The 11,795-nt window shown below is 57.5% G+C and carries 7 protein-coding genes; 2 read left to right on the forward strand and 5 right to left on the reverse strand.

Features of this window, described 5'->3' with window-relative positions; genetic code table 11:
• The first annotated feature begins 5 nt into the window (after nt 1–5).
• Both bcsB and bcsC read left to right on the forward strand, forming a co-directional pair.
• Nucleotides 6–2,309, forward strand: a complete 2,304-nt coding sequence (gene bcsB, locus ACPUC7_RS14700) for a cellulose biosynthesis cyclic di-GMP-binding regulatory protein BcsB (protein ID WP_494923479.1) — start codon at nt 6–8, stop codon at nt 2,307–2,309.
• Entirely contained in the window at nt 2,302–5,691 is a 3,390-nt protein-coding gene (gene bcsC, locus ACPUC7_RS14705; RefSeq protein ID WP_494923480.1) for a cellulose synthase complex outer membrane protein BcsC, read from the forward strand. Before bcsB ends, bcsC begins: the two co-directional genes overlap by 8 nt.
• A gap of 23 nt (nt 5,692–5,714) precedes the next feature.
• Here the strand turns inward: bcsC and ACPUC7_RS14710 are convergent, their stop codons facing one another.
• The 5 genes from ACPUC7_RS14710 to ACPUC7_RS14730 all read right to left on the reverse strand — a co-directional run bounded on the left by ACPUC7_RS14710 (nt 5,715) and on the right by ACPUC7_RS14730 (nt 11,795).
• Nucleotides 5,715–6,017 (reverse strand): BrnA antitoxin family protein, encoded by a 303-nt coding sequence (locus ACPUC7_RS14710; protein WP_494923481.1) that lies wholly within the window; start codon nt 6,015–6,017, stop codon nt 5,715–5,717.
• Entirely contained in the window at nt 5,998–6,297 is a 300-nt protein-coding gene (locus ACPUC7_RS14715; protein ID WP_494923603.1) for a BrnT family toxin, read from the reverse strand. Before ACPUC7_RS14715 ends, ACPUC7_RS14710 begins: the two co-directional genes overlap by 20 nt.
• Before the next feature lie 228 nt (nt 6,298–6,525).
• Nucleotides 6,526–7,530: a family 8 glycosyl hydrolase gene (locus tag ACPUC7_RS14720; protein WP_343553949.1), complete on the reverse strand. Its 1,005-nt coding sequence runs from the start codon at nt 7,528–7,530 to the stop codon at nt 6,526–6,528.
• Between the two features lie 9 nt (nt 7,531–7,539).
• On the reverse strand, nt 7,540–7,986 hold the full coding sequence (gene bcsD, locus ACPUC7_RS14725) for a cellulose biosynthesis protein BcsD (RefSeq protein WP_494923482.1): 447 nt from the start codon (nt 7,984–7,986) through the stop codon (nt 7,540–7,542).
• Nucleotides 7,986–11,795: a cellulose biosynthesis protein BcsC gene (locus tag ACPUC7_RS14730; RefSeq protein WP_494923483.1), complete on the reverse strand. Its 3,810-nt coding sequence runs from the start codon at nt 11,793–11,795 to the stop codon at nt 7,986–7,988. The genes bcsD and ACPUC7_RS14730 overlap by 1 nt, the downstream gene beginning before the upstream one ends.

The following is an 11,795-nucleotide window of genomic DNA, read 5'->3' on the forward strand; positions in this document are numbered from 1 at the left end:
ATGATATGACCATGACGAGAAAACTGAGTTGGTTCACCGCCCTGCTGCTGGGCTGCGTTTCTACCACCCACGCCGCGCCACAGCCCGACGCGCCGCCTGCGCCGCGCGCCACTGCGCAAACGTCGTTGCCGGTGGTGAACGATCTGCTCGATCCGCAAGCGCCGCTGCGTGATAGCCAACTGGTCTTTAACCAGGTCGCACCGCCGCCGGGCAGCATGACGCTGCGCGGCACCGAGCCGAGCAGTCAGATTGAGTTCGGTGTGCGCAGCGATGAAGTGGTGACACGCGCGCTGCTCAATCTCAGCTATCGTCCCTCGCCCGCGCTAATTCCTACGCTGTCGCAGCTTAAGGTCTATCTCAACGATGAACTGGTTGGTTTGGTGACGGTCACCGCTGACCAACTCGGCAAAGAGAACCAAACGCAACTCCCTATCGATCCGCGCTTCATCAGTGACTTCAACCGTGTGCGGCTGGAGCTGGTTGGCCATTACGCCAACGTGTGTGAAAACCCGGCGAATAGCACCATTTGGCTGGATATCGGCAAAGACAGCAAACTCGATCTGACCTTGCAAAAACTGCCGCTGAAGAACGATTTGTCGCACTTCCCAGAACCGTTCTTTGATACGCGTGATAGCCGTCCGTTGCAGTTGCCGATGGTGTTCAGCGCGCAACCGGATTTAGTGCAGCAACGCGCGGCGGGCATTTTGGCTTCCTGGTTTGGCAGCAAAGCGCAGTGGCGCGGCCAATCCTTCCCGGTGCTGTATAACCAATTGCCGCAAGCGCAGCACGCCATTGTGTTTGCCACTAATGACCATCGCCCAGACTTCCTGAAAGATCTGCCGCCAGTGGATAAACCAACGGTGCAGATGGTCAATCAGCCCGACAATCCCTACGAAAAAATGCTGCTGATTTTGGGTCGTGATGACAACGATCTGCTTACCGCTGTGGAAGGGATCTCGCAAGGCCAGTTGCTGCTGCGTGGCGACAGTTCAACCATTGATAGCGTGAAACTGCTGGCACCGCGTCAGGCTTACGATGCACCAAACTGGGTGCGCACCGATCGCCGCACCACCTTCGCCGAGCTGACGCAGTATCAAAACCAGCTACAAGGCGACGGTTTGCAGCCGAATCCGATTAGCCTGACGCTGAATCTGCCGCCGGATCTGTTCCTGGTGCGCGCACGCGGCATCGATATGGATCTGCATTATCGTTACACCTCGCCGATTCAGCAGGATGGTTCACGCCTGGCGGTGCACCTCAACAATCAGTTCATGCAGGATTATCCACTGACGCCGAAAGATACCGCCGGGCAGCAGCTGATGCGTATTCCGCTGATGCAGGGTTTGCAGGACAGCAATCGCCAGCTGACCATTCCAGCGCTGCGTCTTGGTGTGGTCAATCAGCTACGTTTCAACTTTGATTATGCCAACACCTTTATTGGCGGCACCGCCGATGGTCGCTGCGAAACGGTGACCGCGGTGGGTCATCACGTGGTGATCGACGACAACTCCAGCATCGATTTCTCCGGTTATCGTCACTACATCGAAATGCCGTCGCTGGCGGCGTACGCCAATGCAGGCTTCCCTTACAGCCGCTACGCCGATCTGGCGCAAACGCTGGTGCTGGTGCAGCCGAAGCCGAGCAATAACCAAGTCAGCACCTTGCTGAATGCGCTCGGCAGCATCGGCGCACAAACCGGTTATCCCGCGCTGCGCGTGCAGATGAGCGATGACTGGAGCAAAGCCAAAGCCAGCGATGCCGATCTGCTGATGATCGGCGACCTGCCAAAAGATCTGCAAGATGACAGCAAGATCAACCTGCTGGCTGATGCGGCACGCAGTTGGATCAACATGCCATCGCGCCCAATTACCGCCGCGAACGTGCCGGTTTCTGCCAGCGATCGCGCCGTCGAAAGCCAAACCACCATCAGTTCGCGCGGGCCGATGGGCGCGATTGTCGGCTTCCAGTCACCGTTTAACGATCAACGCAGCGTGGTGGCGTTAATGGCAGACAGCCCACGCGGCTGGGATTTGCTGAATAACGCGCTGCTCGACAGCGGCAAACGCGCGGCAGTGTTTGGTTCGGCCAGCGTGATTCGTGAATCGGGCGTCACCAGCGTGCGTGTCGGCGACACCTATTTCGTCGGTCATTTGCCGTGGTGGGAACGCTTGTGGAACCTGCTGGCGACCCATCCGGTATGGCTGGCGATTTGCGCCACCCTGGTGGTGATTCTGTTTGCATTGATGGCATGGCGTTTAATGCGCATGGTGAGCCGTCGTCGTTTAGCCGAACTTGATGACGATGAATAAGCTCAAACTCGGATTACTGATTGGTAGCACCTTGGGCGTGTTGGCGGGATCAACCGCCGCGCCCATCGGCCCGCAGGTGGCGCCGGTCGAGTGGCTGCTGATGCAGATCCGTACCGGCGAATCGACCAACAAAATCGACCTGGTGCAGCAATCACTGTATCGCCTGGAAAAAATCGATCCCGATAATCCGCAAGTATTGGCGGCGCAAATCCGCATGGCGCTGCGTCAGGGCGATCAGGCCAAAGCGCAGCAGTTGCTGGATCAGTTGAAACGCATCGCGCCGAATGATGCCGCGACGCGTGAATCTGAAACCGGTTTGCGGCTGATCAGCGCTGAAGGCCGTCAGCAGTTGCAGCAAGCGCGTTTGCTGGCGACCGCCGGACGTGTTGAAGAAGCGAAAACCGCGTGGGATAACCTGTTCCACGGCGTGTTCCCCGATGTGAATACCGAGCTGGAATATTGGCGCCTGGTGGCGCGTTTGCCCGGCCAACAGCAGCGTGCCTACAACCAACTGCAAGCGCTGGAGCAGCGCTATCCGGGCAATATCGGCGTGGAATTGCAATTGGCGCGCATGGCGTTTGATAACAATCAACCGGGCGAAGCGCTGACGCAGTTGAAACGCCTGGCCAATCGCAACGGCGGACGCGATGCCGCATCCGAGCTGTGGTTACAACAAATCCAGAATCAGCCGGTGAGTGAACGTAGCGTCGCCAGCCTGCAACAATATCTGCAAACCTTTACCGAAGGCGATGCGCAACAGCGCGGTCAGCAAGAGTTGGCACGTCAGCAAAAGCTGCTTGCCGATCCGGCGTATCGTCAACGTATGCGCGGACTGGCTTTGGTTGATGCGGGCGGCGGCACGGGCGCAATTGCCGCGCTCAATGCCGCACTGAAAGCCAATCCCAATGATGCCGAACTGATGGGCGCGATGGGCCAGGCGCAGGCGCGCGCCAATAATCGTGCGGACGCCATTAGCTGGCTGGAAAAAGCCATCAAAGCCGGTCAGGCCAGCACGCAGATCGGCAAGTGGCAATCGCTGCTGCAAACCAACCGCTATTGGCTGGCGATCAACAACGGTGATGCGGCGCTGAAAAAAGGCGATCTGGCGGGCGCAGAACGCCAATATCGCAGCGCACAGGCGCTGGATAATCGCGACAGTTGGGCGCTGATCGGTTTGGGTGATGTGGCGCAGGCACGCAAAAACAGCAACGTAGCGCAGCAATATTGGCAGCAGGCGCTACGTCTTGATCGCAGCAACAGCACGGCGCAGCGACGCTTATTACAACTGCATACCGATGCGTTATTGGCAGAAGCCGATGCGCTGGCGCAACAAGGCCAATGGCATCAAGCGGCGTTGAAATATCGTCAGGCGGCACAGGAAAATCCTGACGACATCTGGCTGGCTTATCGCCTGGCAGCCGCACTGCGCAGCAGCGGAGAAGCATCACAAGGTGCGCAGGTGATTGAAACCATGCTGCGCCAGCATCCGCAAGATGCGACGGCGCTGTATGCGGCCGCGCTGTGGCTCTCTTCCGGCGATCAAGCTGACAAAGCGCTGGCGACCTTGCATCGACTGCCCGAGGCGCGCTGGGACAGCAATATGCATGAGCTGGCCGATCGTCTGGAACAAGATAAAGTGTTTGCGCGCGCCGATACGTTACGCGCGCAAGGCAAAGAGCAAGCCGCCATCGCGCTGCTGAAACAGCAACCGGCGTCGATTCGTCGCGATATCCGCCTCGCCGATTGGGCGTTGGAGCGCGGTGATGCCAACAGCGCGCTGGCGAGTTATCAGCATGTATTGAAGCAAGATAGTAAAAACAGCGATGCCGCGTTGGGCCGGATTGAAGCGTTGCTGGCACTGAAGCGCAACGCGGAGGCGCGCCAGGCGCTACAAACCTTGCCGGATAGCGTCGTGCTGCAAAGCGTGAACACCGCGCGTCGCGTGGCGCTGGCGTGGCAAAGCAGCGGCGATAACGCCCGCGCGCAGCAGTTGTTTACTCAGCTGAAAACCCGCGCCGACAAACTTGCGCCTTCGCAGGAGAAAGCGCTGGCCTATCGCGATGCTGCACGGCTGGAAACCCAGCGGCAGCAGCCAGAGCTGGCGCAGCAAGATTATCGTTTAGCCATGACCGCCAGCGGCATCAGCGCCGCTGTGCCAGCAGATAACGACAGTTATACCGCGCTGACGCGCAACCAGGTGCAAGACGATTGGCTGAAACGCAGCATCCGCAGTGACGCCGCCGATCTTTATCGCCAGCAAGACACCACGTTTACGTTGGAGCAGGATTACTCGCGCAACAAAGGCAATGGCGGCACCTCTGATTTCACCGCGCACACCACCATGATGCAGGCGGAAACGCCGTTGGCCGACGGACGCAGTTTCGTGCGCGTCGATCATGTGCTGGTTTCGGCGGGCACTTTCTCCACCACCAACGGCAGTCACAGCGAGCGCTTTGGTAGCTGCAACGATGACAATTCCGGCGGATGCAGCCGCGATCTCACGCAGCGCGATGAAGGCACCGCCGTTGGCGTGGGCTGGCACAACGATCGCTGGTCAGCCGATCTCGGCACCACACCGCTCGGTTTTGAAGTCACCAATTGGGTTGGCGGCGTCAGCTGGAAAACCGATGTCGATGATTTCGGCCTAACCTTCACCGCATCACGCCGACCGATTTCCAGTTCGTTGCTGGCTTTCGCCGGCGCACGCGATCCGGCGGCCAACGGCGGCAAAACCTGGGGCGGCGTGGTCGCCACCGGCGGTTCGCTGGGATTGAGTTACGATCAGGGCGGCGCGAATGGCGTGTGGGCTGATTTGAGTGCGCATCAACTCAGCGGTGAAAACGTTGCGGATAACAGCCGCGAACGTCTGATGGCCGGTTATTACTACAAGCTGATCAACGAAGATAATCGCCGCGCCACCGTTGGCCTGAATAGCATGCTGTGGCATTACCAGAAAGATTTGAGCGATTACACCTTCGGCCAGGGCGGCTATTACAGTCCGCAGGAATACTTCTCGCTGTCGGTGCCGGTGACGTATCGCCAGCGTACCGAGAATTGGTCGTTTGATCTCGGTGGCTCGGTTTCGTGGTCACAATCGCAAACCGATGGCCAGCAGCGCTATCCGGTTAATCCGGGCTACGCACTGGCATCAAATCCGACTTCAGATAACGGCTCAGGCAACGGTTTTGGTTACACCGTACAAGCGTTGGTCGAGCGCCGTATCACACCGCATTGGTCGGTTGGCCTGGCGATGGATATTCAGCAAGCCAAGGATTACACCCCAAGTCATGGGTTGATTTTCATGCGTTATTCGATGGCGGGCTGGAACGGAGATATGGATATGCCGCCACAGCCGTTAACGCCGTATGCGGATTTTAAATAATGGCGGCGTTCAGCCGCCCTGCGCTATTTACTTTGCATTTCACGCAGCATCGCAGCGCGTAAAATGGCATTCAAGCGCGTTTGATATCCTTTCCCCGGCGCTTTCAACCACTCCAACACATCGGCATCAATTCTGACTGAAGCCTGTGTTTTGACCGGCCGATAGAATCGTCCATTGGAAGAGGAGGCCCAAAATTCCTCACCCAAAGGAGCGATATCACTGCAATCAATCTCAGCGTCTGGCTTTTGACTAAGCGCTTCCAACTCAGCTTGTTGCGTATCCGTTAATGGCGGTAACGCGCTGCGTTTAAACCGAACCTTGCTCATAGCGCCTCCTCTCATTGCGCGTAGCGGGACGTGCACTGATGATTCTGATTATTTCGCTGCCTTGTTCAAATCGAACAGTATGGGCGACCAGGATAATGATTTGTCCTAATAAATTACCGATGGTTTGCCAGCGATATTCACCGTTTTCAAAGCGATCCTGCTTAGACAAATGAAAGGGATCATCAAATACGCGGGCAGCGATTTCAAAGCGGATACCATGCTTACGGAAGTTGCTTTCCGCCTTCATAAGATCCCACTCAAACTCCAGTTCCGTTTGCATCATGCAATACACTTTTGTCTATACATTTTAGCATGACAAAGTGCATTCGTGCTTGTTTAAGCACTTTGATCGTTAGCAACAAAAAGCTGGAACTTGTGAGATTGAGACAAAACCGTGAGAATTTAACCGTGCCTGAATAAACAAGGTCACCATAAATGGTGGCCTTGTAAGTGAAGAGCCGATTTTGTAGGGTCGCCATTTATGGCGACCTGGTTTCCAGCAATAGAATTAACGCTTTTCCTGATACGCCATCCAGGTCAGCAGTTGCAGGCTGGCGGAGAAGTAGTTTTGATCGGCGGCCAAGCGGTCACTGAGATAACCGGTTTGGTTAAGCGTCAAATCGCGAATCGCTAGCAAGCCACCTTCCATATTGTACGGTGCAGGCTGGTTGCCGAGCACATCATACCAGGCGGGTGTGGTCATGCGCGCAGAGCCTTGCCACACACGCTGGAACGGTACCAGACGCAGGCTTTGCGGATCGTACCACCAGATGTTCAGCGGAATACGAATTGCGTCGTAGCTGAAGCGGTTGGAATACCCCACCGCCGGCGCCACCGAACCATCGGCATTCAACGCCACCCAATCCAGCGGCAGGCCGGTTTTGCCGAAGTGCATATTTCCCAGCAATTCCATGCCATCGTCGATCAGCTCATTCCACACGCGCAAATGGCTGTGCTCCGCGAATTCGCGCCACGCAGCGAACAGGAAATAAGAGGGATTGAGCACCACATAGCTGGTTTTATTGAAACCTTGCGCCCCCGGCAGCATCACTTTGTGGCCGCCGAAATTCACCACCGTCAGTTTCACCACCGCGCGCTGAATGCGATCTGAAGCCTGCTGATAATCGCCGCCCCACTTCTGCGCCGCACGTTGCAGCGCCCAGGCGATCAGCACGTCGCCATCCGACGCATCGTTTTTATCCGCGATTGGATCGGCCGCTCCCGGCGTGTAGCGCCAGTAGAACAGATCGTTTTGCGGATTACGCAGATGAGTGCGCGTCCACTGCCACAGCAGGTCAAAAGTGGCGCGATCGTTATTCGCCACCGCCAACAGCATGCCGTAGCCCTGGCCTTCGGTATGGCTAACATTGTTGTTCGCCGTATCGCTGATGCGACCATCGCTGCCCATAAAGCGGCTTTTGTAAGTGCTCCAGCCATCTGCGGCTGCCTGCGCGCTAAAAAACATCACCATCAAACACAGCATCCATTGACGCCAGAATCGCATCACTCTCATTACAGCTTCCTATTGGTATCGATAGTGCAGCGTGCCGCCGTCATTCTTCTCAAGTATTAAAGGCACTGACGCGCTGCCGCCTTGCGCTTGCAGCCATTGCGCATACACGCCCGCTAACACCGCGCTTAACGCCAACTGCCAACGCTCAACATTCACGTTGCTGTCGCCCTGCGGCAACGCATGATGTTGAAGCAAAATGGCATTTTCCTTGGGCTGTAACTGCACAAAGCCCCAGTTAAAACGCGCCAGCTGCAAATTGATTTCACGCTCCAGATCCTGCACGGTGCGCGCTTCTGGTAAAGGATAGCGGGTTGCCAGCGATGCGCCGACACCGTTAAGGAAGCCTTCTGCTTCCTCGCCTGCGTTGTCCAGCATGCTCTCAATCATCGCGCTAACCAGATCAAACCATCCTGGCTGATGTGGATGGTTAACGCGCGCGGTTACTTGCTCACTCATTAGTAGTCTCCGAACATGTAACGGAAGTACAGATTGGCTGTGCTTTCGTTGTAATCGCCAAAGGTGTCGTAGCCAAGTTGGCCGCCAATGCTGACATCTTTGTTAATTTTGTAATCCGCACCGGCATGCAAGTTATAGCCAATGCCATTCTTGCTTTCACCGCTGTAGAACGCGTTCTTCACGTAGCCCTGATCGGCCAGGCTTTGCAGCTGTGCCTGATAGTCCGGATTGTTCGGGAAGTAGGCGCTCTTATCCTGGCTGTAGGATTGATAACCCACCGAACCGCCAACATTCACTTTCAGGTCGTCAAACTTGCGGCTGAATTCGATTGGGAACGACACCGACGCATAATTTTGCGGGCTGAAGTAGCCGCCCTGACCGTAGCTGAAGTAGCTAAGGTTTTTCGAGTAATCCATCCACGACAAACTCATGCCGACTTTCAGCTCGCGGTCGTCGAAGTGATAAGGACGCACATACGCACCGGCGGTAGCCTGCACGCTGTTGTTGCTCGCCACGTTTTCACCGATGTAGCTGTACGCGCCGCCGCCGACGTAGAAACCGGCATCGCCGTTATCGTAGCTCAGCAAGGCGTTACCGCCGTTTTTGGTCACGCGGCCCCAGCGTTTGCCACTGGTTTTATCTTCGACGCCAACATAAGAGAGCAAGCTGTCGGTCATCGCGCGACGTTCACCAGTGAGGATCAGCGTCAGGAAGTCCGTGAGTTTCGGTGACCACTGCACACCGCCCACCAGCGTACTCAAGTCCTGACCGAGCGGCGTACTGCCGAGGTCGATCTTGTAGCTGTCGCCCTTCAGCGCCATGTTCAGCTCAACGCCGGTGGCAGATTGTGAATCGGTTGAGGAGTTTGGCACGTCGTCGATTTTCGCCGCGCCCGATGCCACCACTTGCCCCTGCACCAGCGAGTTGGTGCCGAAACGACGCCATGCATCGCCACCGGCGCTGCCGGCGGTGAGGGAAACTGGCGTCATCGTGAAGTCAAAGCGTGACTCGCCAAACGGCACGGTGGAGAAGGTCAGCGGCGCTTTGGCTTCGGTCAGTTTACTCAAGCCTGATTCGCCATCACGACCGCGCACCTGCATTTGCCCCTGCACCCACGTGCCGGTTTTCTCTTGCAGATCGTCCATCATGGTATCGATTTGATGCAGCGTTTGGCTCTGCTGAATCGCTGGCGTGTTGCTCGCCAGCGTCACGCCGGACGCGCTGCTGGTCGCATCGCTGGCGGGCGCCGCTTGCCACGGCATCACCGCGCCATAGCTGGATGGCGAACCGGAAACCGGTGAAGTGCTGCGATTGATGAACGGATTATCTGCAATCGCCAATCCGCCCACGCTTGGCACGCTGCCAGTTTGCGCCCCTTGCAAGCCGATCAACTGGCCGCGTGCGGTGCGCAGATAACTCATCGCCTGGCTGTGTTCACCGTTGGCTTCCGCCACGCGTGCCAGCAACAGCAAGCGATCCGGCGACTGCTCATTGCGCAGGCCGCGCGTTAAGGTATTGGCTTTGTTGACATCGTTCTGCGCCAGCGCCACGTTGATCGCGCCGGTACGCGCATCTTGCGTCGCGGTGTCCTGCGTCATCAGGTAGTCGTACACCACGCCAGCTTCTTTGTTCATCTTGCCGGACTGATAGAGACGCGCCATCGCGAACATCAAATCGCGGTTCTGCGGATCGTGTTGCAGCGCGCCAACCAGCTTGTCGTAAGCGGCGGCGTACTGTTTCTGCTCACGCAAGCGATCCACTTCGTTGATCACGTAACCATTGCGAATCCCGGCCAGCTGCGTTGGCGTGCTGCGTGCCTGCAATTCCGGGCTGCTGAGGAAACTCTGCGCTTCGGTATTCAAACCGGCTTGATTCAGCACCGCGACCTGCGCCGCATAATCTCCGGCGTTGCCCTGAATACCGCGCTGCATATTGCTGCGCACCACCGAAACCGCGGTGGTGAGATCGCCAGCTTTTGCCAGTTTCTGCGCCAGGTTCCCGGCATCAACCGGATTCGACGGCGGCGTGGCCGCCAGCGCGCGCAAGGTGTTGGCTGCCGCTGCATTTGAACCCTGCGCCAGATATTGATCGGCGGTGGTCATTTGCAGGTTGAAGTTCACACGCTGCGCCAGCTCACGCATATCGCTGTTTTTGCTGCCGTTAGGAATGCGTGACAGCAACAAGCTCGCCTGCTGCCAGGCACCGCTTTCGCTGGCGTTTAACGCACCCGCGTAAAGTTCCGCGGTGCTGGCGCCGGTGCGCATGGTGGGCTGCATGATATTTGCCGCCATCATGCTATCGCCTTGCGCGCGATAGATGCGCGCCAAATCCAGACGCAACCAACCATCGTTCGGATAACGTTGAATGCCGCTGTTCAGCGTAGCAATCGCCGCGCTGTTGTTGCCAGCCGCCAGCTCACGCTTGGCCTGAGCTCGAATCGGATCGGTGCTGCTGCCGCGCGGTGCCACGCTCTGACGCACGCTGTCTGGCAAGGACGCCAGCAAGGTGTTGGCTTCGGCGCTACGATTTTGCTGACGCAGTACGTAGAACAAGCCTTCTTTGGCGTTGCGGTTGTTGGCATCGCTTTGCAGGATTGAACGATAAGTTTGCTCGGCTTGATCCAGCTGATTGCTGCGACGCTGTACATCCGCACGGAACAGCTTGGCCGATACGCCTTTCTCGCCGTCGGCCTGCGCCAACGGTTCGCTCAGCGCCAACGCTTGCGCGCTGTCGCCATTTTTCAGCGCCTGCTGTGCAGTCGCTAATTGTGCGTAGAAACGCGCATCCGCCGCCTGCTTCTGGCGCGTTTCGCTTTGATCACCGCCCATCTGCGCGGCGCGCGTCAGATAATCCGCGGCTTCGCTATAACGACCGGCACGCTGCGCCACATAACCCATGCCGGCTAACGCATCAGCATCTTGCGGGTTGGCTTGCAGCACTTTCTCAAAGTTGTTCTGCGCATTGCTGACGTCGCCGCTGTTCAGAGCGGTGAAGCCAGCCCCTTTCTCAGCGCCGCCGACGTTTTTACGGTAATAATCCATCACCGCATTGTCTTGCGGATGGCGCTGCTGCCAGGTTTGATAAATCGAGGCATCAGACGCCTGCGGGCCGAGCCACAACAGCGCCTGACGCAGCGAGCGGTCGGCTTCTTTGTTGCCATCCGCCAGACTGCCGAGCAGATCGATACCCTGACGACGCGTCGATTCCTGATAGGTCATCGCTTTGCCCAGCGCCAACTTCGCGCCGGTATCTTGCGGATGATCGGCCGAGAACTGACGCAGCGCTTCTACCGCCTGCGGCAGCAGCGATCGATCGCCCGCCATGGTCAGATAATATTCTGCTGCCACGCTCGGCGGCGGCTCATTGCCGCTAAAGGTGTTGCGCCAGGTTTGCAGCGCCGCCTGAATGTTGCCGCTGCGCGCTTGCTGACGCGCCAGTTGTAGCTGCGCCTGCGGAATAGTTTGCAGCTGACGCGCGTTATCCAGCTCGGTGAGATGCGGATCGTTCGGCGACGCGGCACTCAAACGGGCACGCCACTGCGCGGCTTCCGCTGTGCTGCCACTTTGCTGCGAATACAACGCCAGCAGATACAGCGCTTGCGTATTGTTCGGCTCCACCATCAACACTTTTTGCAGCGATGATTTGGCCAAATCGTCGTGGGCTTTCTGATGCCAGTAAGCCGCCTGATCGAACAGCGCTTGTAACGCAGGATTGGTACTCTCGGCCGCCAGCAGCGGCTGCGAGAGCGTCAGTGCCCCACCCAGAATCAGGGCATGACGGATACCGGCACTTAACAGATGTTTTTTCAT

This window comes from Pantoea sp. CFCC18179, from assembly GCF_059412405.1.

What these genes read in the sequence shown, in the direction of transcription:
- ACPUC7_RS14730 (WP_494923483.1), bottom strand. Translation starts at nt 11,795, where the DNA reads ATGAAAAAACATCTGTTAAGTGCCGGTATCCGTCATGCCCTGATTCTG.
- ACPUC7_RS14715 (WP_494923603.1), bottom strand. Translation starts at nt 6,297, where the DNA reads ATGCAAACGGAACTGGAGTTTGAGTGGGATCTTATGAAGGCGGAAAGC.
- ACPUC7_RS14710 (WP_494923481.1), bottom strand. Translation starts at nt 6,017, where the DNA reads ATGAGCAAGGTTCGGTTTAAACGCAGCGCGTTACCGCCATTAACGGAT.
- bcsD (WP_494923482.1), bottom strand. Translation starts at nt 7,986, where the DNA reads ATGAGTGAGCAAGTAACCGCGCGCGTTAACCATCCACATCAGCCAGGA.
- bcsB (WP_494923479.1), top strand. Translation starts at nt 6, where the DNA reads ATGACCATGACGAGAAAACTGAGTTGGTTCACCGCCCTGCTGCTGGGC.
- ACPUC7_RS14720 (WP_343553949.1), bottom strand. Translation starts at nt 7,530, where the DNA reads ATGAGAGTGATGCGATTCTGGCGTCAATGGATGCTGTGTTTGATGGTG.
- bcsC (WP_494923480.1), top strand. Translation starts at nt 2,302, where the DNA reads ATGAATAAGCTCAAACTCGGATTACTGATTGGTAGCACCTTGGGCGTG.